General features: G+C 36.3%; 17 protein-coding genes. 8 read left to right on the forward strand and 9 right to left on the reverse strand.

What is annotated here, in order from left to right:
• Positions 1-271: 271 nt before the first annotated feature.
• From trpX to NFR82_RS06015, 3 genes are read left to right on the forward strand one after another with little or no spacing between them, the layout of a single operon-like run.
• The gene (gene trpX / locus NFR82_RS06005) at positions 272-1,264 is read left to right on the forward strand and encodes a tryptophan ABC transporter substrate-binding protein (RefSeq protein WP_251717391.1); all 993 of its coding nucleotides are present in this window, start codon (positions 272-274) and stop codon (positions 1,262-1,264) included.
• A complete protein-coding gene (locus NFR82_RS06010) occupies positions 1,261-2,157 on the forward strand; it encodes an ABC transporter permease (protein WP_251717392.1) in 897 nt (298 codons plus the stop codon). Before trpX ends, NFR82_RS06010 begins: the two co-directional genes overlap by 4 nt.
• Complete coding sequence (locus tag NFR82_RS06015; protein WP_251717393.1) at positions 2,154-2,912, forward strand: ABC transporter ATP-binding protein; 759 nt, start codon at positions 2,154-2,156, stop codon at positions 2,910-2,912. The genes NFR82_RS06010 and NFR82_RS06015 overlap by 4 nt, the downstream gene beginning before the upstream one ends.
• 6 nt (positions 2,913-2,918) lie before the next feature.
• Here the strand turns inward: NFR82_RS06015 and NFR82_RS06020 are convergent, their stop codons facing one another.
• Both NFR82_RS06020 and oxc read right to left on the reverse strand, forming a co-directional pair.
• Positions 2,919-4,106 (reverse strand): CaiB/BaiF CoA transferase family protein, encoded by a 1,188-nt coding sequence (locus NFR82_RS06020; RefSeq protein ID WP_251717394.1) that lies wholly within the window; start codon positions 4,104-4,106, stop codon positions 2,919-2,921.
• 22 nt (positions 4,107-4,128) lie between these two features.
• Positions 4,129-5,829: an oxalyl-CoA decarboxylase gene (gene oxc, locus NFR82_RS06025; protein ID WP_251717395.1), complete on the reverse strand. Its 1,701-nt coding sequence runs from the start codon at positions 5,827-5,829 to the stop codon at positions 4,129-4,131.
• Positions 5,830-6,082: 253 nt separating this feature from the next.
• Here oxc and NFR82_RS06030 point away from each other — a divergent pair, with 253 nt between their 5' ends.
• From NFR82_RS06030 to NFR82_RS06040, 3 genes are all read left to right on the forward strand, one after another.
• Complete coding sequence (locus tag NFR82_RS06030) at positions 6,083-7,258, forward strand: AEC family transporter (RefSeq protein WP_251717396.1); 1,176 nt, start codon at positions 6,083-6,085, stop codon at positions 7,256-7,258.
• Positions 7,259-7,386: 128 nt separating this feature from the next.
• On the forward strand, positions 7,387-8,718 hold the full coding sequence (gene frc / locus NFR82_RS06035) for a formyl-CoA transferase (RefSeq protein ID WP_251717397.1): 1,332 nt from the start codon (positions 7,387-7,389) through the stop codon (positions 8,716-8,718).
• A 155-nt stretch (positions 8,719-8,873) separates the two neighbouring features.
• Complete coding sequence (locus NFR82_RS06040) at positions 8,874-9,056, forward strand: hypothetical protein (RefSeq protein WP_251717398.1); 183 nt, start codon at positions 8,874-8,876, stop codon at positions 9,054-9,056.
• Between the two features lie 62 nt (positions 9,057-9,118).
• Here NFR82_RS06040 and NFR82_RS06045 read toward each other — a convergent pair whose 3' ends face one another.
• Positions 9,119-9,685 (reverse strand): GDSL-type esterase/lipase family protein, encoded by a 567-nt coding sequence (locus tag NFR82_RS06045; protein ID WP_251717399.1) that lies wholly within the window; start codon positions 9,683-9,685, stop codon positions 9,119-9,121.
• Positions 9,685-10,737 (reverse strand): AI-2E family transporter, encoded by a 1,053-nt coding sequence (locus NFR82_RS06050; protein WP_251717400.1) that lies wholly within the window; start codon positions 10,735-10,737, stop codon positions 9,685-9,687. The genes NFR82_RS06045 and NFR82_RS06050 overlap by 1 nt, the downstream gene beginning before the upstream one ends.
• Positions 10,738-11,510: 773 nt before the next feature.
• Between NFR82_RS06050 and NFR82_RS06055 the strand changes: the two genes are divergently transcribed.
• Positions 11,511-12,839, forward strand: a complete 1,329-nt coding sequence (locus tag NFR82_RS06055) for an APC family permease (protein WP_251717401.1) — start codon at positions 11,511-11,513, stop codon at positions 12,837-12,839.
• 76 nt (positions 12,840-12,915) lie between these two features.
• Here NFR82_RS06055 and NFR82_RS06060 read toward each other — a convergent pair whose 3' ends face one another.
• The 3 genes from NFR82_RS06060 to NFR82_RS06070 all read right to left on the reverse strand — a co-directional run bounded on the left by NFR82_RS06060 (position 12,916) and on the right by NFR82_RS06070 (position 16,505).
• On the reverse strand, positions 12,916-13,986 hold the full coding sequence (locus tag NFR82_RS06060; RefSeq protein WP_251717402.1) for an ATP-binding protein: 1,071 nt from the start codon (positions 13,984-13,986) through the stop codon (positions 12,916-12,918).
• A gap of 221 nt (positions 13,987-14,207) precedes the next feature.
• The gene (locus NFR82_RS06065) at positions 14,208-15,974 is read right to left on the reverse strand and encodes an ABC transporter ATP-binding protein (protein WP_251717403.1); all 1,767 of its coding nucleotides are present in this window, start codon (positions 15,972-15,974) and stop codon (positions 14,208-14,210) included.
• 93 nt (positions 15,975-16,067) lie between these two features.
• The gene (locus NFR82_RS06070; protein ID WP_251717404.1) at positions 16,068-16,505 is read right to left on the reverse strand and encodes a MarR family winged helix-turn-helix transcriptional regulator; all 438 of its coding nucleotides are present in this window, start codon (positions 16,503-16,505) and stop codon (positions 16,068-16,070) included.
• A gap of 209 nt (positions 16,506-16,714) precedes the next feature.
• On the opposite strand from NFR82_RS06070, the gene NFR82_RS06075 reads away from it, so the two are divergent.
• Complete coding sequence (locus NFR82_RS06075) at positions 16,715-17,677, forward strand: SLAP domain-containing protein (RefSeq protein ID WP_251717418.1); 963 nt, start codon at positions 16,715-16,717, stop codon at positions 17,675-17,677.
• 320 nt (positions 17,678-17,997) lie between these two features.
• Here the strand turns inward: NFR82_RS06075 and NFR82_RS06080 are convergent, their stop codons facing one another.
• Positions 17,998-18,465 carry a M48 family metalloprotease gene (locus NFR82_RS06080; RefSeq protein ID WP_251717405.1) on the reverse strand — a complete coding sequence of 156 codons (468 nt, stop codon included), beginning with the start codon at positions 18,463-18,465 and terminating at the stop codon, positions 17,998-18,000.
• A complete protein-coding gene (locus NFR82_RS06085; RefSeq protein ID WP_251717406.1) occupies positions 18,437-18,790 on the reverse strand; it encodes a helix-turn-helix domain-containing protein in 354 nt (117 codons plus the stop codon). The genes NFR82_RS06080 and NFR82_RS06085 overlap by 29 nt, the downstream gene beginning before the upstream one ends.
• Between the last annotated feature and the right edge of the window lie 155 nt (positions 18,791-18,945).

The following is an 18,945-nucleotide window of genomic DNA, read 5'->3' on the forward strand; positions in this document are numbered from 1 at the left end:
ACTTTCCCTAATTTTATCTTTAAACTTTAGTCAAATAGTAACAACAGAAAGGAAGATTTATCATGGCAGTACAATTACAAATGATCGTTCGTTGGCAAAACCAGCACTAGGGTTGTTTCTGCTTTTGTACAGATGCGACCCAAAAAGTCGTATCTGTGCTGGTAAATCTTTTTGATACCCAAATTATTACCCGCACGGAACTTAACGTGCGGGTTTTGTTTTAGGCATTTCCTGCAAAATGGAAATGCCTTTTTTCTTTGAGGAGGAAAGTATGAAAAAACTAATTGGAACTATTATTGCACTCTTCGCTTTTCTAGTCGTTGCCTTTGTTAGCGATACTCAGCAAAATGCAAAAAATCAAAAAATTCCAACTGTTGGAATTTTACAAACCATGAGCCACCCTGCTCTTGATCAGATTCATAAAGGAATCATTCAAGGGCTAAAAGATGAAGGCTATGTTAATGGGAAAAACATCAAGATTGATTTTCAAAATGCTCAAGGCGATCAAAGCAATTTGAAATCAATGAGCGATCGTTTTCAAAATGAACACGCAGCCGCAGTAGTCGGAATTGCGACTCCGGCCGTGCAATCACTAGCAAACGAGAGCGGAAATACTCCTGTTATCATGGGTGCGGTGAGTGATCCACGTGGAACAAAGTTAGTAAAAACTCTAGAACATCCTGGTGGCAAAGTTACTGGTGTCCGCGATCAACAACCAGTTGCTGCTCAGTTTGATTTAATTAAAACAGTTATGCCAAAAGTAAAAACTATCGGCGTAATCTACACTTCTAGTGATGACTCATCTGCAGCCGAATATCGTGAATTTAGAAAAATCGCTGAGAAAAACGGAATCACAATTCGTCCTTACACAGTGACAACTACTAATGATATTGAACAAGTTGCTCAAACAATGGCTGGCAAAGTTCAAGCAGTCTACGTTCCAACCGATAATACCGTTGCTTCAGGTATGGCAACTCTTGTTAAGGCAACCAATGCCGCAAAGATTCCAGTCTTCCCTGCAGCAGATACTATGGTTAACGCGGGAGGGATTGCTACAAGATCTGTTAGTCAATTCGACATGGGAGTTTTAACTGGAAAGATGACGGCTGAAGTTTTAAAAGGTAAAAAGCCAGCAGATATGCCAGTTAGAAAAATCACTAAGTATGAAACAATTATCAATCAAAAAGAAGCTGATTTACTTAATATTCAAATCCCAAATAAATTAATTAAGGCAGCTGAAAAGAAAGGAAGAATTATCAAATGAATCTAATTACATCTACTATTGGCCAAGGCCTCTTATGGGGAATTTTAGCCTTGGGTTTATACCTTTCATTCCGTATTCTTAATTTTCCTGATATGACAGTCGAAGGAACCTTCCCTTTTGGTGCAGCAGTCTGCGTTTCAGCAATTGTTCACGGCGTTAATCCTTGGCTTGCTACTTTATTATCTTTTGGTGCCGGCATGATTACCGGTGCAGTTACCGGACTTCTTTATACTAAAGGAAAAATTCCTGTCCTACTTGCAGGTATCTTAACTATGACCGGTGTTTACTCAGTTAACTTGCGAATTCTTGGAAAAGCTAACGTTGGTTTACTCAATAACAAGACGCTTTTGAATATGGGATTACTTCAAAACTTACCAACCAATTTTCCTACTATTTTCTTAGGTTTAGCTTTTGCCATTTGCATTGTTTTCTTGCTTGCCCTATTTTTAAATACTGACCTTGGTCAAGCCTTTATCGCAACTGGTGATAATGAAAATATGTCACGTTCTCTTGGAATTAATACCGATAACATGAAGATCCTTGGTTTAATGGTTTCTAACGGTTTAATTGGTCTTGCCGGTGGACTTCTTGCCCAAAATGGTGGTTACGCCGACGTTAATATGGGGATCGGTACGATGGTTATTGGTCTTGCCGCAATTATTATCGGCGAAGTTGTTTATGGAAATCTTTCACTTACTGCACGACTTGTCGCAGTAGTAGTCGGCAGCATTCTTTACCGTTTGGTTCTTCTACTTGTATTGCAACTCGGCTTCAGTACTAATGATTTCAAGTTGATTTCTTCAATTATCTTGGCAATCTGTATGATGCTTCCGCTCTTCCAAGAAAAATTCCATATCCGTAAATTAATTAAAAAAGGAGTTGAACGTCCATGAGTAAGTTAGAATTAAAACATATCACAACTACTGTTAATGCCGGTACTAGCGAAGAAAAGCAAATCCTTAAAGATATCAATTTAACATTGAATGATGGTGACTTTGTCACCTTGCTTGGAACTAATGGTGCTGGTAAATCTACTTTATTAAATGTCATCAATGGTTCACTTTTTCCAACTAACGGAGAAATTTTATTAGACGGAAAGAACTTAACCAATCTCTCCGAAGTCAAACGTGCTAAATATATTTCACAAGTTTTCCAGGATCCAAAAATGGGAACTGCACCTCGAATGACAGTTGCTGAAAATTTTCTCCTTGCTACTAAGCGAGGTCAAAGACGCGGCTTAAAGCTTCGCGGTCTTGATAAACATCTCGAAATGTTTTCACGTGAAACTTCTCAACTTCCTAATGGATTAAATCAACGTTTAAATACCTTCGTTGGTGCTCTATCCGGCGGTCAACGTCAAACTTTAAGTTTCCTCATGGCAACAATTAATCGTCCTAATTTACTTCTCCTTGATGAACATACTGCAGCTCTTGACCCAAATACTAGCCGAGAACTACTTGAATTAACTGATAAAGTTGTCCGCGAGCAAAAATTAACTTGCGTGATGATTACCCACCAGTTAAAAGATGCACTTAAATACGGAAACCGTACCGTTATCTTAAAGGACGGACAAGTAGTACTTGATGTTTCTGGAGACAAAAGAAAAAAGATGTCAGAAGATGACATCTTACAATTCTTTGCTAATTAACAGTATTTATTCAAATTCTTTTCTAATCTCTGGACCATTTTCATCAAGCTTAGGTGAATCTTTTTGCAGCCCATATGAGTTCCAGGTTCCATACTTCAATGGATTCCCTAAAACTTCATTACCATCTGGCAAAGTTTTCACCATTCCACGGGCAATGATTTGATCTAATCGGCTAGTATCATTAAGATTCAAAACAATTCCTGCCGGAATACCAGCATCATGTAAAATTTGATCCCAATGATCAGCAGTATCATTTTTAAGTACAGATTCCATGGCTGCTTTAGTATCCCGCCAGTTTTCTTCACGGAGATCATTAGTCTTAAATCGTGAATCATCAATCCATTCCTCATGACCTAATGTCCGTGATAGAACTGCCCATAAATGATCATTACCGCAGCAAATTGCGATTGGTTTATCTTGACACTCAAAAGTATCAAATGGATAAATATATGGATGGCGATTTCCAATTCGATGTGGAATCGTGTGCGGACCTAGAACTGCCATAGCATCCTGCGCCATTAAACTGAAGGTTGCATCAAGCATTGAAACATCAACAGTGGTACCTTTTCCAGTTTTCTCACGAGCATAAAGAGCTGTAGTAATTGCGCTATACCCCATGATACCAGCAACAACATCGGAAACTGATGTACCAACACGAGTTGCTGGACCATCTGGCATCCCTGTCGCATCCATAATTCCAGAAAGTGCCTGTACAATCGTATCATAAGCTGCCTGCTTACTCATCGGACCATACTGTCCAAAACCTGAAATTGATGCAAAAATCAATTTCGGGTATTTTTTTACCATTTCATCTGGATCAAAGCCAAGTCTGGTCATTACACCTGGACGGAAGTTTTCTACCACAACATCAGCTTTTGCAATCATCTTTTCTGCTAAGGCATGATCAGCAGGATCTTTCAAATCAAGCGCAATCGATTCCTTTCCAGCATTAGCAATACGGAAGTATTCACTCGACTTATCAGAAAGATATGGAGCTAAGTGTCTGGTATCATCTCCTGTTTTACGTTCCACGTGTAACACACGAGCACCAGCATCGGCTAGCATTCTTGTACAAGTAGGTCCGGACAAGACATGGGTAAAGTCGACAACTAATATCCCTTCTAAAGGATATGGCTTACTTTTATCTAAATGAGGATTCTTATTTTCTAAATCAGCATAATTTGGTTCAGACATGTACGTCCTCCTCTAAACTATTTTACAAATTTGCATCCTTATCAAGGTTAAGAGTTGGGTTTAAGTTACCGATATGACCAGATTCTTTACCCATTGTCTTAGCAATTTGAGCATTAATAATATTTGGTCTACCTGATTCATATGCCTTTTCAAGAGCATCTTTCATTTCATTGTAGTTAGTTACAAAGTAGCTGTCTCCACCAAAGGCCTTTGAAAGATATTCATAGTGAGCATTAGCATCAAGTGTAGTTGGACTTAGTTGGTCTGCAACAACTTGGTCTGCACCATTGTAGATACCACCGTTGTTAACGACAACAACAGTAATTGGTAAATTGTAACGACAGATAGTTTCCATTTCCATTGCGTCAAAGCCAAAGGCACTATCACCTTCAAGGGCAATAACTGGCTTACCAGTTTCAACAGCTGCAGCAATTGCATAACCAAGACCAATACCCATAACGCCCCAAGTACCAGTATCAAGACGGTGACGAGGCAATTGCATACCGATTAAGTTACGACCATTATCCAAAGTGTTGGCACCTTCACTAACAATGTAAGTGTCTGGGTGCTTTTGCATTAATTCGTTAATTGGAGTGATTGCACCAAAGTAACCGAAGGTTGAAGAAGTATGTGATGCCTTAATCTTTGCAGCGAATTTTTCGTTGTTTGAGTTAACCTTAGTAGCAATTTCATCAAGCCAGTCTTGTGGTGCAGTAATACCTGCTGCCTTAACAGCCTTGTTCAACTTTTGCAAAACAGACTTGATATCACCTTGAAGTGGAGCTTGAATTTCACGGTTTGAGTCAAATTCGGTAGCATCAATATCAATTTGGATAAACTTAGCATCTTGTGAGAATAATGGAGATTCACCATTTGAAAGAAGCCAGTTAAGTCTTGCACCAATAAGTAAAACAACATCTGCCCCACCAAGTGACAATGATCTAGCAGAAGCGGCTGATGATGGATGATTATCTGGGAGAAGTCCCTTAGCCATTGACATTGGTAAGAATGGAATCTTAGTTGTATCAACTAATTCTTTTACTTCTTCTTCACTACGTGCATATGCGGCACCTTTACCCAAAACAATCACTGGGTGCTTAGCATTCTTAAGTAAATCTACTGCACGATCAATTGCTTCATCTGCAGGTTCTTGCTTAGGCGCTGGATCAACAACTTTGTAAATCTTAGCATCTGCTTTTGTACTCATATCTGAAATAGTTGCAGCAGGAAGATCAAGGTAAACACCACCAGGACGACCACTTACAGCAGTTCTAATTGCACGTGCAACAGCCAAACCCATATCTTGGGCACGATCAACACGATAAGCTGCCTTACAGAATGGCTTAGCACGGTTATATTGATCCAATCCTTCATAATCACCACGGTCTAAGTCAATAATGTGACGATCGGATGAACCTGAAATCATAATAAATGGGAAACAGTTCTTAGTAGCTTGTGCTAATGCTGCTAATCCGTTTAAGAAACCTGGTGCAGAAACAGTTAAAGCTACACCTGGTTTACCGTTAATAAAACCTGCTGCAGCTGCTGCATCAACTGCCGCATCTTCTCTTCTGAAGCCGTAGTACTTCATACCTTTGATTTCAGCTAAACGAGCGAAGTCGGTAACTGGAATACCAATCAAACCATAAATATTTTTAATGCCATTTTCTTGAAGTGCATCGATAAGTAAGTCGGCACCACTAAATTTTTCTTCATCAGCCATAATATTTCCCTGCTTTCATTTCATTTTAAAATAATATATCTTTCTTTTTTAAGATAAGACACTTATGTTTAAAAAGCAATTAATACACTTTTTGTTATAAGTGTTATTTTTTAATAAGTCATTTCTTTTGCTTTTCAAAATTTTTAAGACTATCTTAGTTTTAGTTAAAGATTGTAAGCGATTAGATAATCATTAGTTTAATACATACTTTTGTATTCATTTAATCACAGTGATTGATAAAGGAGGGTATATCATGACCAGAATCCTCGTTAATGACATTATTCCAATACTTGTCATTATGATTCTAGGTTACCTATGTGGAAAGTTTAAGTTCTTTGATGATGACCAACGACAAGGATTAAATAAGCTAGTTCTTAATATTGCATTACCTGCTGCCTTATTTGTTTCAATCGTAGCCGCTACAAGAGAAATGTTTGCTAGAGACATTAGATTAACCTTAATATCTGTTATTGGTGTAACAGGTTTATTCCTACTTAGTTACTTCTTAGATAGATGGCTCTTCCATCGTTCTATTCAAGAAGCAGCTGTCTGTGCATTAATTGCCGGTTCTCCAACTATTGGATTTCTAGGATTTGCCGTGCTTGACCCAATTTATGGAAATACTCCAAATACTAACTTAGTTATCGGAATAGTTTCCATTGTGGTTAACGCCATTACTATTCCAATTGGACTTGCTTTAGTTAATAAGGGACAGGCTAATGACCGTGCAAAGGCCGCCGCAAGTGGTTCTACAGCTGGTACTACTGTTAAAGTTGCTCAACCAACCAAGTCGAATGAACCTGTTAAAAAAGTTGAAGTTACTGTACCTGATGGTATTCCTGTAACTGATGCAGAAGCTAAAGCATTAAAGGAAAAAGGTATTGATAGAGAAATTGACTTGATGCGTGCTGAGCTTAAAACTCACGGCGGCAAGAACGATAATCCTAAAAATTCGACTTGGGAAGCTATCATTAACGCTGTAAAACAACCAGTTGCTGCTGCTCCACTACTTGCCGTAATTCTGGTTTTAATTGGTGTCAAAATCCCAGCTTCTTGGGCTCCATCATTTGACTTAATTGCAAAGGCCAATTCTGGTGTTGCCGTTTTAGCCGCTGGACTTGCCCTATCAACAGTCAAATTCACAATTGATAAAGAAGGTATTTGGAATACCTTCTATCGTCTATTCTTAACCCCAGCAATTATCGTAGCTGCCGCATACCTTACTGGTATGACTGACCCAACAAAGATTTCAATGCTTTGTTTGGCTACCGGTTTGCCACCTGCATTTTCAGGAATTATTATTTCTAGTCGTTACAATATTTATGTCAAGGAAGGTGCTAGCTCAGTAGCTATTTCTACCGTCTTCTTTGCAGTAAGTTGTATCTTCTGGATTTGGGTATTACCAATTATTGCTGGATTCTTCCACTAATACTGGATTCTTCCACTAATAATAGTAAAAAACTCTAATTAGTTGATAATTAAATTAAAAATATAGTATAAAGAACGTGTTATGTTTTAGGATATATTTGTCCCAAGAGAAACGAGAGGAAGTTTATTATGACTGAAAACAATTACGCACCATTAAAAGGTATTAAAGTTGTTGACTGGACTCAAGTTCAATCGGGTCCTTCATGTACTCAACTTTTAGCTTGGCTTGGAGCTGAAGTTATCAAGATTGAACGTACTAACACTGGTGATCCAACTAGAATGGAACTTCTTGATATTGAAAATTCATGGAGTCTTTACTACTTACAACTAAACGCCAACAAGAAGTCATTGACTTTGAACATTAAATCACCAGAAGGTCAAAAGATTATGAATGACCTTTTGAAGCAAGCTGATGTCTTCGTAGAAAACATTAAGCCTGGTGCCGCTGATAAAGCAGGCTTTGGCTGGAAAGATGTTCACAAACTTAATCCACGTTTGATCATGGCATCACTTAAGGGCTTTAACCAAGGATCACGTTTTGCTGATGTTAAGGCCTTTGAACCAGTTGCTCAAGCTGCTGGTGGTGCCGCAAGTGCTACTGGTTGGAACGAAGGAGATTTCAATATCCCTACTCAATCAGCTGCCGCACTTGGTGACTCAAACTCAGGTATGCACTTAACTATTGCCATTTTGGCTGCCCTTCTTCAACGTGAACAAACTGGCGAAGGTACTTTCGTATATCAATCAATGCAAGACGCTGTACTTAACCTTTGCCGTATTAAGTTACGTGACCAAATCATGCTTGATAACCTCGGCGCCCTTCCTCACTATGCTGTTTACCCTAACTTCAAGTGGGGTGATGCAATACCTCGTGCAGAAAACACTGAAGGTGGACAAGTTATCGGTTGGACTTATAAAGCTAAAGGTTGGGAAACTGATCCAAACGCTTACGTTTATATCGTTATTCAAAACAGTGATAAGAGTTGGGAAACTCTTTCAAAGACCATGGGACACCCTGAATGGGCAACTGATCCAAGATTTGAAGGTTGGCAAAACCGTCAACTTCACAAGGAAGAAATTTATCCATTAATTGAAAGCTATACCAAGAACTACGATAAGTACGAATTAACTAAGACCTTAGGTGAAGCAGGTATCCCTGTAGGTCCTGTTCTTGACTGGCACGAACTTGAAAACGATCCAGATTTGAACGAAGACGGTACTATCGTAACTATTGATCAAGGCGGTAATCGTGGTAAGTTCAAGACCATCGGTCTTCCATTCACCATGAGCAACTACAAGCCTGACTACAAGCGTGCACCTGATTTAGGTGAAAACAATGATGAAATCCTTGAATCACTTGGTTATGATCCTGAACAAATCAAAGACTTAGCTGCTAAGGGCGTAATTTCTAATAAACTTGAACCAAAGAACCCTAGAACTCAAGTTATTAAGGGTGAATAATTAATTCATTTATAGATTGAAAAAACTTCCAAGTTTGGAAGTTTTTTTGTGCTTATTTTTACTTCAAAAGCATCCCTTAAATTTCCTTAAATCCTATTGCACTGGGATAAAACTCAGAGTACAATATTTTTCATATTTAAGGAGGGTATTGAATTATGCTTTCTATAATTTTATTTCTCTTGTTAGCTTGGTTATTCTTCAAGCTCGGCATCGGAATAATAAAAATCACTTTATACCTAATTGCATTCGGAATTATCGCAATCTTCTTTTCATATTTGCTACTTCCAATCTTCGCAATTATGGCAACAGCTGGCATATTATTTGCGGCCTTACGTTAAGAGAAAATATCAGAAAATAATAGCACCTCAGTAGGATCAAACTACTGAGGTGCTTTTTAATTCTATTTAAGTGCTCGAACAATTAAATCTGAAAACAGCTCGTAGCCTGCTTTGCCAAAGTGTAAACCATCATTTTTCATCCCTTGGCACAAACTAGTTAAATTGCCCTGCTCTATTATTGCTTCAAATAAGCCAACATAATTGAAATGATATTCTTTAGCTACTTCTTTAATTACTTGAACATAACGACTAACTAAGTCATTATCACGCACGTGTTGTTTATTTTCATCAACAGCTGGTGGTGAAATCAGATAGACATTATTTGGTCGATACTGACAAATTACTGCCGAAGCAATCAAGCTCATATTTTGTTTAAATTGCTTGAGTGGCACCTGCTTATGCGTTGCTAGATCATTAGTTCCAAGCAAGATAAATAATTTATCACATGGTTTTTGTTTTAAAACCAAATCATTTAGGCAAGCGAAAAATGCACCTGAATTAATTCCTGACACGGCAGTATTATTTAACTCTATCCCAGAAATTTTTTGCCTAAGCTTTGCATCTAACATCGGTTCATCCAAACCTTCATAGCGAGCAACAATACTATCACCTGTTAAAAGCAATTTCATTATTTCAATTCATCCTCTATCACATCATCTTTTGGCTTCGATTTCTTAGCTGATTTAATATCTAAAACATCTAGTAAGAAAGTAAAGATTGGAACTCCGACAATCAAGCCCCAAGTTCCCCAGAACTTCTCTGCGACAAGCAGTACAAGGAATGTATAGAAGATTGGTAAGTCAGTTTTACTGGCCATGAATTTTGGATTTAAGATATACGCTTCAATCGCGTGAATAATCATAATGATGACAAAGATATAAATTACATAGCGTAAACCACCAACCGAGTAAGCAATAATGCTTAAAGGAATTAATGAAATAATTACCCCAGCAACTGGAACCAGGCTCAAAATAAAGACCATTAAGCCTAGAGCAATAATCTGTGGCATCCTCATGAAGGCCAAACAGATCATTGTTAAAGCAGTATTACATAAAGCGATGAAGAACTGCGCTTCAAGCACTACCCCAAAGGTATTAACAAACTTTCTACCGAAGTACTGCACATCTTCAAAAAACCACTTAAAAACGCCACTTTTTACAAATAGGTTTGAAAAATCACTGACCTTTTTAAGTTCTATAGTATAGAAGAAACTTAAAATTAATGACATGAAAATCGCAATTGTTAAGTTACCAACGCTCGTAATTGTATGGACCATGATACTCATGCCATTTTTAGCTTGTGTCACCAATTCATTCTTATTAACGAAGCGGGCAACATACTTCATGACACCTGCCATACTTTCACTTTCATAAAAGCCCATTACTGAGTGAACCATCTTACTTACCTGCACTACCAGCATTGGAATATATTTAGTCACCACAAAATATAAGAACAAAACGATCACAAGATAGATCAGACTAACCGTCACTTGAATTGGAACTTTAGGCAACTTTCTTTTAACAAAATTGATCATGTGCACCACAATATAGGTGAAAATAAAGGTCAACAAGATCGTATTCATCATTGCTCGCATTAGATAAAGCAAAGCTGCAATAATGAAAAAAACGACAAACCTTCGCACTGGCACATTTTCTTTAAACCTTTGCCAAGCTGTATTCATTCTTTCTCCCTCCATTCAGAAAAGTATTCACTTTATTTTAAGCCTAAATGGAAGTTTGAAGAAATAAAATACTACTATTCCCCTTATCATTTCCTTAACTTTATTCATATTTTCTTCTCAAAAATAAACCCAAAATCACTAAAGAATATTCACACTTTTTTCTTAAATAAACTATATGATATATACAACATCAAAGAAAGGAAGGAATAACAAGTGAAAAAAGTAAAATCAACAATCACAATTTCACTGCTAGCAGCAGCTTCAGCAGGTGTAATTTTATCCAAACGGAAGAAAGGTAAAAGTTACTCCTTCCCAAAAGGAGTCAGGTGATAAATGTCAACTTCTCCAAGTTATGTTTTATGCGAAAGTGCTACGGAGACAAGCACTCCAGAAAATACAAAAACAAAATCTTATTTCAAACATTCAAACTAGATAACTAAACATCTTATTTTTCTTATAAAAACACAAAAAATAATTAACTCTATCTATTCAATCTCTTAAGACGGACAGTGATATACTGCCTGTCTTTTCTTTTTATAAGAATAAAAGGTCTTGTCTAAACAAAGTACACATGATATTCTAATTTTAAGAAATTTTTAAGTGAGGAATCTTATATGCATACTAATCAGTTAAAATCATTACAATCAAGTTCCTCCTCAAGTTCTTCTGAGCTTGAGTGATTTGGTATGCTTAAATAAAACGCAAGTAGCTTAACCGAATTCGCTCGTAAATTATCAACGTAGTGGATTCGGTTTTTTCTTTAAGGAGGTTTTATGAATAATAAACCAAATAACGAACTAAAACGGTCGCTTGGCTTCGGTTCGGCGATTTCAATCGTAATCGGTACAATTATCGGTTCAGGAATTTTCTTCAAGCAGGCGTCGATTCTGGACAGTGCAGGATCAACCACGATGGCGATTGCAGCTTGGGTATTTGGAGGAATCATCACTCTGACAGCTGGTCTGACGATTGCGGAGATCGGTGCTCAAATGCCATACACCGGTGGGCTTTATGTTTATATTGAAAAATTATACGGTCGACTCAGCGGCTTCATGGCTGGTTGGATGCAGATCATCGTCTATGGACCCGCAATCATTGCCTCAGTTGCCGGCTTCATGAGCATCATGATGACTAACTTGTTCGGCCTTTCCAGTCAATGGCGCATCCCCCTCGCCCTGATCACTATTTTAGCGATTGGAGCCATGAATTTTTTTGAAAATAAAGTTGGAGCTGCCTTCTCGGTTATCACAACCATCGGAAAGATGATTCCAATTATCGCAATTATTGTTTTTGGAATCTTCTGGGGGCATCATGATGCTCTAGGACAAACAGTTAGCGAGATTAATCGTACTAGCGGTGGTTTTGGAGTTGCCGTTTTGGCCACACTTTTCGGTTATGACGGCTGGATTTTAATTGCTAACTTAGGTGGCGAAATGAAGAATCCGCAAAAGCTCCTTCCTCGTGCAATCATCCTCGGAATTTCAGCAGTATTGATCATCTACACTTTGATTTCAATTGGAATCTTCCGTTTCCTAACTGCTGATGAAATCCATCATTTAGGTGAAAATGCGACTTCCTACTTGGCTACCAAGGCTTTCGGGAATATCGGTGGTAAACTCCTTTCAATTGGAATCATTATTTCGATGATGGGTACTTTAAACGGTAAGATCATCACCTTCCCAAGAATTGTTTATGCCATGGCAAAGCGTGGCGACTTACCGTTTTCAAAGTTTCTGTCATATGTCACTCCTAAAGGAAAATCTCCAGTGGTAGCAACTCTCTTCTTGGTTGTCTTAGCTGGGATTATGATGCTTTTCTTCGATCCAGATCGCTTATCAGATCTCTGTGTTTTCACAGTTTATTGTTTCTACTTGATGGCATTCTTTGGAATTTTTATTTTAAGAAAGAAAAACACAGATCGTCCATTTAGCACACCGCTATATCCATTAGTTCCAATCATTGCAATTGCCGGTGGAATTTTCGTTTTAGTCAGTGAAATTATTAACGACACTGCTGGAGTATTCCTCTTCATCGGAATTGTGATTATTGGATTACCAATCTTCTATCTAGTTAAGAAAATGGATAACGCCAGAATGCGCTAATTCTCACTTGGACAAGCACTTCAGCGAATTTAATAGTATTAAAAAAGGTCAAGATTCATCGTCTTGGCCTTTTCGTTTAGTCTAAACCTAAATAAAAGATAGAATTTACATCTTTTGTTTCTTCAAAGTATGGCAAAGTAAATGCGACATATCCCATCTTTGTGGGCTTAACTAGATTTCGTTCAATCGCTCTTCTACGATACTGAGCGACAAATACATTACTTTTACCCATAATCTTGGCAATCTCATCAAGTTTATGATCACCACAAACTGCGTAAAGATATTGTTGATCTTTTTCTGATAATTCAGAAAAGATTTTTTGATAAGCATTGTTGTACAAAGTATTTTTATATTGCTGACTAATATTTTCGATATCAGTCATTTCAGGGACTTTATCTTTTACTTCATCGAATAAGATATATCCTAACAACTGAAAAGCGTAAGAATATCCTTTAGTCATATTAGTCAACTTACTTGCGATTTCATTATTACATTTAAATATTTTTTGATAAGTGGTGTAGATGTCTAATTTCTGTAGTGGACTTACTACAACTTTATCTGACCTTAGTAAAAAAGTTAACTTTTCATCGTTTTGCAAATTTAAAATTAAATCCGGTAAACCTGTCATCAAAAGATAAACTGGATATTTTTTTCGTTTAAATGAACTAAATATTTGTATCATATCACGAATAGGTTTGCTATTTGTAACTTCATCTATAGTGATTAATACTTTTTTACCTTCTTTTTTTATCCCACTCATCAGCTCATCTAATAAAATATCTGTATTAGGTGATTCAACGTCCCTACTTACGCTAATCTTTCCTATAGAAACACTATTAATCGACTTTAATGTTTGTTGCAATTTAGAGTTGACTTGGTTGCTTAGTAATCTAAATAAAGAAGATAGTATTCCTTCTCTATTAATTAAATCAACAATATAAAAATCTTTATTATCTTCAAGTGATTTAGATACTCTCATCATTAACGAAGTTTTTCCTACACCGCGAACTCCCGTAATAAAAATTGATCTAGCAAAATCACTATCTTCTATCATATTAATAATATTTCCAACTTCATTTTCTGTGTCCCTCCTTAGAAAGAGTTTTGGAACATCGCCAAAAGTTGGATTAAATGGGTTCTTATTCATTTTTTAAATCCTTTTAAATCTCAATTTTCATTTTAAATTCTTTTAAATTTAAAAGCTAGTAATCAAAGCTGCCCTACTTGGACAAGCACTTCAGCAAATTTAATAGCATAAAAAAGGTCAAGATTCATCATCTTGGCCTTTTCATTTAGTCTAATTTATTCTCAATTTTAATAAAAAGCGGCACGAGTAACTCCACCACATGTCACCCTTATTCTTTTGTATTATTTTTTGAATTGATTATGAACATATTCAGCGTAAAGTGGTGTAGATTTAATTAATTCTTCGTGAGTACCTGCACCAGAAACTGTACCGTGATCGATGAAGTAAATTCTGTCAGCGTCCACAATAGTACTTAAACGGTGAGCAATAACTAAAGTCATTCTGTTCTTCATAAGACTAGTTAATGCCTTTTGAACCATTGCTTCTGATTCTGAGTCAAGACTAGCAGTAGCTTCGTCAAGCATCAAGATCTTTGGATCACGTAAGAAGGCTCTGGCGATGGCAATTCTTTGTCTTTGACCACCTGAAAGTTTAACACCACGTTCACCAATTTGAGTATCAAGACCGTCTTCAGATTCACGGACGAACTTGTCTGCGTAAGCCATCGACAAAACATTCCATAATTCGTCATCACTAACTTCACGTTCAAGTCCATAAACTAAGTTTTCACGAATAGTACCTGGCATAACGGCTGAGTTTTGACCAACAAGTCCGATTTGTTTACGCCAATCAGTTAAATCTAAGTTATCGATATCTTCATCGCCAATGGTAATCTTACCGCTAGTTGGCTTATAGAAACGTTCAATAAGTGAGAAAATTGTTGACTTACCACCACCAGATGGTCCAGCAAAGGCAACGACTGTGTTTGGCTTCGCTGTAACGTTAATATTGTGCAAGATTTGCTTACCTTCTTCGTATTGGAAGTCAACATCATGTAATTGTAATTCCTTACCAGTAACATCAATCTCTTTGTTATCAGCTGATTTTTCAATAGGTTCATTAAGCATTTCACGGATACGTTCAGTTGAACCTGAAGTCTTAGCTAATTCGTTGAAGAATTGACTAACCATAATTACTGGACCCATTAATTGGAATAAGTACATAAGGAATGATATAAGTGAACCCATTGTAAGAGTGCCTTGCATAACTCTGATAGCACCATATGTTAAAATTCCGATTACCAGAATCATCATTAACATATTAGAAATTGGTTGCATTAAAGAGTTAACCCATGATTCCTTAACCCCAATTGAGTAAAGATTATCAATTCTCTTAGTACCAGTAGTAAGTTCTTTATCTTCTGAGTTACTTGACTTAACCAAGCGAATTTCACTTAAAACATTAGTTGAATCACTTGAAAAATTTGCAAGCTCATCTTGACGATCGCGACCGATTCTACCAGACAATCTCATGAAAGGTAAAAGTACGAAAACTACTAGAGGGACAGCCAGTATCATGATTAATGACATCTGCCAATCCATCATAAACATGATGATTACTGCACCGAAAAATTGTAATAGTGAAGTGATTGCGTTTGGCAAGGTATTTGCTAATAAATTCTTAACTTGTGAGGTATCGTTAACAAGTCTTGATGAAATTTCACCAGTTGATGTGTTATCAAAATATGAAACTGGCATCTTAAGAAGTCTTGACCATAATCCTTTACGAAGTTTAGAAACAACATGTTCACCAAAGACTCCTAAGATATAGCCAGATAGCGCACTAATAATTACCCCACCAAAGAAAACAATCGCGGTGATAATCACCAAGTTCATGTTTAAATTCTTAAAGCTATTGATAATTCGTTGTGCCAATTGAGGAACAACTAAGTTTGCTCCTGTTGCAATTAAACCAGTAATAATACCAACAATTAGTTGCCAATAATGAGGTTTTACTCGGTTAATTAATTTGAAAAAGTCACTAAAGCTAAAACTATTTTGACCTTTTTCAACTCTTGAACCTCCAGGTCCTGGTCTTCCTCCGCCCATAATAATTCCTCCTTCAGTATTAATAGTTAGGTATCTAATAATTTAAGCGATTATTATTAAAACATTTAGCTATCTAACTGTCAACTACCTAATTTATTTATTTTGAATTTGCTTATTATACTCTTTAAGCAGTGGTATCAACTGATCCAGCAATTTTTCATCAACACGATCTGAAAGTTTTTTCAAAACATTTTCCATTTCTTGCTTCATTGCATTGACTTGTTTCATACCTGAATCAGTCACATAAATCAGTTTGTTACGAGCAGACTTTGGATCAGGCTTACGCTCAATGTAGCCGTCACGCTCCAAGTTCTTCATCATATTAGTTACGCTAGCATTTCTTAAATGGAAAATATCTGCAATTTCACGTTGAATAATACCAGGATGCTCTGCAATAAACATCAAAGTTCTACCCTGTTGTGGAGTAATGTCTGCCAATTTAAATTCATGGCCGTAAAATCTTCTTGAAAAAGCAAAGTACTCTCGAAGCAGACCGCCCATTTCTTTAAATTTTTCAATTTTTGTCGCCATTATTTTTTCCTCTTTTCATAATAGTTAGGTTTATTAACTGTTAGATGCCTAATTATTATAAATTGGTAACTAAAAAAAGCCAAGAAAAAAAGAGCTTAACCCCGATTGAATATTGGAATCAAGCCTTAGTCAGCTAAAATAAATGTTTGTCTAACTTTTTTCGTCTCAGTACAAGATGTAAAATTTACTTAGTACTTTTTTATGTAGAGGTGTTTATTTTGAATAAAATTAAATTAATTGTTACTACTACTTTTTCATTTTTGTTATTATTTGTTGTAAGTAATGGAAATGTTCAAGCTGCACAAAAGACGATACATACTAATTATTATACTGGTATCAAAAGTACGTCTTTAAGTTACAACATACAAGGAAAAAGCTTATCAAGTAGAATTAAGACCAACACTACTATGAAATATTACGGTAGTCCACGGCTTATTAGGGGACAAAAATATGTCTGCTACAATGTTGGCAAAGGCAAATATGTTCCATTAGATTCTATTGGAAAAGTAAATGGAAAAAATACTTTCCGTTTGTTGAAGAATAGCTATATTTATAATGCCGATGGCAGAAAGATAGGTAGTTTATCTTATAGATATCCAGTTTATTTTTCAGGAAGTTTAAGAAAAACTAGCCAAGATAAAAGATACTATGTGCTTGAGAGAAATATAGACTCCCAAGCTTATATAACTAGTACTGAAAAATATTATTTACCTTATAAGAAAATAAAGAATAGTTACTATTACTCATTGGGTAAAGGTAGATACATTAACGTTAGAAATGTTGCCACAATCAATGGTTTGCAGAATTGCTCTAATAGCGAAAAAATTACAGTAACAGCCCCTGGCCGTCAAACAGTACCAGTTTATGTTGTGAATGATTCTTCAGATGCAAAAACAGGGAAATGGTTACGCGGAGCCATTAAGACTAAATATGGTACTGCTTACCGAGTTATTGTTGATGGTAAAACCCTCAATGTTGTAGTAGGAGATATGATTTTAGGACAACGTATCCCTAGCGGCACAACTGTTAATGCTAGAACATCCGGACCACAATATAAGTATCAAATTAAAGGTACTCATACCTTCATTGATTCCACAAATGTAGTAAGAAGTAAAACAAATGTAGCTAACTATTTACCTTCTTATCTCGATTTAGATAAATTGAACAATTAACGAAAATAAAAAAGCCTAAAGTTACTCAATATCTTGATTTAACAACATTGAGTTATACTTCAGGCTTTTTTTGTTGGTTTTTTCCCTTCCCTCACTGAGAAGCAAGGTTTTATTTTGTCTAAAATTGCGACATATTTACGATATACAAGTCTTTCTATTTATAGCGCTATCTTTTTCTTGATATAATTTTTATTTCCAAAAACTAAATTGAGGAATGACTTATTATGACAGAAAATTGCTTTCCTTTACTCTACCTGAAAACAAAATAAAAAGGACTGAAGATGCTTTTTAAAGCTACTCTTCAGCCCATACTCTATGACCTAATCCAATATTAAATCAGGTTCAATATATTCCTCTTTGGTAAACAGTTTAGAAGCTTCTGTACTCATTCTACTTGGAATACCATATGCTTGCATAAAAGAAGTTGGTTCAGAAAAATCATTTCCTTGTTTACATGAATACGCAAAAAGCAAATGCAATGAATAAATATCTGCCGATTTTTCTTCTCCAATATCCGTGCCATAAGTTGTGCAGCACAATTGTTTTAAACTTGGACCACCAATCATAATATGTCCTATTTCATGAGCGATTATAAACGGGATTTCTGCTTGATTGTGCCAATTCATATTTATGCCAATTTCACGTTTTTCTTTCCAAGCTAGAGAAGGATAATACGGATCAACTTTGTAACACACATGACCAATATCTCTAACAATAGCATAATTAAATAAGTAATCTATCAATTCGTTTTCTCTATCACTATTGTACACGACCATTTTTTTTGGCACGCCTTTCTCTAATGTCTTTTTCCATTAGTTCCCGAACCATATTTAAATATTCTTCAGGAACATGATAGCCATGGTATAAATATGGAACCTCATGATCCAGTGAGACAGTTTCCTTTTGATGCGGATTAGGATCGTCAGTACTTCCGTTTAGGTAATCTACAGAAGTATGCAAGACTTTGGCAACAGACTTCAAAGCCAATGAGCCCGGTTTTCTATCCTTCCAATTGTAAATAGTTCTCTTTCCTAACCCGGCTTTTTCGTTTACTTCTAACAAAGTTAATTTATTTTTTTTTGCTAATTCTTTTGTGCGCTCAAACTCAATCATGTCAAGGTTTTCTCCATTTTTCATCCATGCCAAAATATGCTTTTACATATTTTACTCTTGACTAAATATGCTAATGAGCATATTATATAAATCGTCAACAAGTTGTGAACCACCTAATCACTACAATTTCTTATTTGGCAGTGAGGATTGTAGCA

It is taken from the genome of Lactobacillus agrestimuris (genome assembly GCF_943193025.1).
In the GTDB taxonomy this organism is placed as follows: domain Bacteria; phylum Bacillota; class Bacilli; order Lactobacillales; family Lactobacillaceae; genus Lactobacillus; species Lactobacillus agrestimuris.

Excerpts from the sequence above, each read along its gene's own strand:
- NFR82_RS06045 (WP_251717399.1), bottom strand. The coding sequence starts at position 9,685 with ATGAAATTGCTTTTAACAGGTGATAGTATTGTTGCTCGCTATGAAGGT.
- NFR82_RS06060 (WP_251717402.1), bottom strand. The coding sequence starts at position 13,986 with ATGAATAAGAACCCATTTAATCCAACTTTTGGCGATGTTCCAAAACTC.
- NFR82_RS06040 (WP_251717398.1), top strand. The coding sequence starts at position 8,874 with ATGCTTTCTATAATTTTATTTCTCTTGTTAGCTTGGTTATTCTTCAAG.
- NFR82_RS06055 (WP_251717401.1), top strand. The coding sequence starts at position 11,511 with ATGAATAATAAACCAAATAACGAACTAAAACGGTCGCTTGGCTTCGGT.
- frc (WP_251717397.1), top strand. The coding sequence starts at position 7,387 with ATGACTGAAAACAATTACGCACCATTAAAAGGTATTAAAGTTGTTGAC.
- NFR82_RS06065 (WP_251717403.1), bottom strand. The coding sequence starts at position 15,974 with ATGGGCGGAGGAAGACCAGGACCTGGAGGTTCAAGAGTTGAAAAAGGT.
- NFR82_RS06070 (WP_251717404.1), bottom strand. The coding sequence starts at position 16,505 with ATGGCGACAAAAATTGAAAAATTTAAAGAAATGGGCGGTCTGCTTCGA.
- NFR82_RS06030 (WP_251717396.1), top strand. The coding sequence starts at position 6,083 with ATGACCAGAATCCTCGTTAATGACATTATTCCAATACTTGTCATTATG.
- NFR82_RS06015 (WP_251717393.1), top strand. The coding sequence starts at position 2,154 with ATGAGTAAGTTAGAATTAAAACATATCACAACTACTGTTAATGCCGGT.
- NFR82_RS06050 (WP_251717400.1), bottom strand. The coding sequence starts at position 10,737 with ATGAATACAGCTTGGCAAAGGTTTAAAGAAAATGTGCCAGTGCGAAGG.
- NFR82_RS06010 (WP_251717392.1), top strand. The coding sequence starts at position 1,261 with ATGAATCTAATTACATCTACTATTGGCCAAGGCCTCTTATGGGGAATT.
- NFR82_RS06085 (WP_251717406.1), bottom strand. The coding sequence starts at position 18,790 with ATGATTGAGTTTGAGCGCACAAAAGAATTAGCAAAAAAAAATAAATTA.
- trpX (WP_251717391.1), top strand. The coding sequence starts at position 272 with ATGAAAAAACTAATTGGAACTATTATTGCACTCTTCGCTTTTCTAGTC.
- oxc (WP_251717395.1), bottom strand. The coding sequence starts at position 5,829 with ATGGCTGATGAAGAAAAATTTAGTGGTGCCGACTTACTTATCGATGCA.
- NFR82_RS06020 (WP_251717394.1), bottom strand. The coding sequence starts at position 4,106 with ATGTCTGAACCAAATTATGCTGATTTAGAAAATAAGAATCCTCATTTA.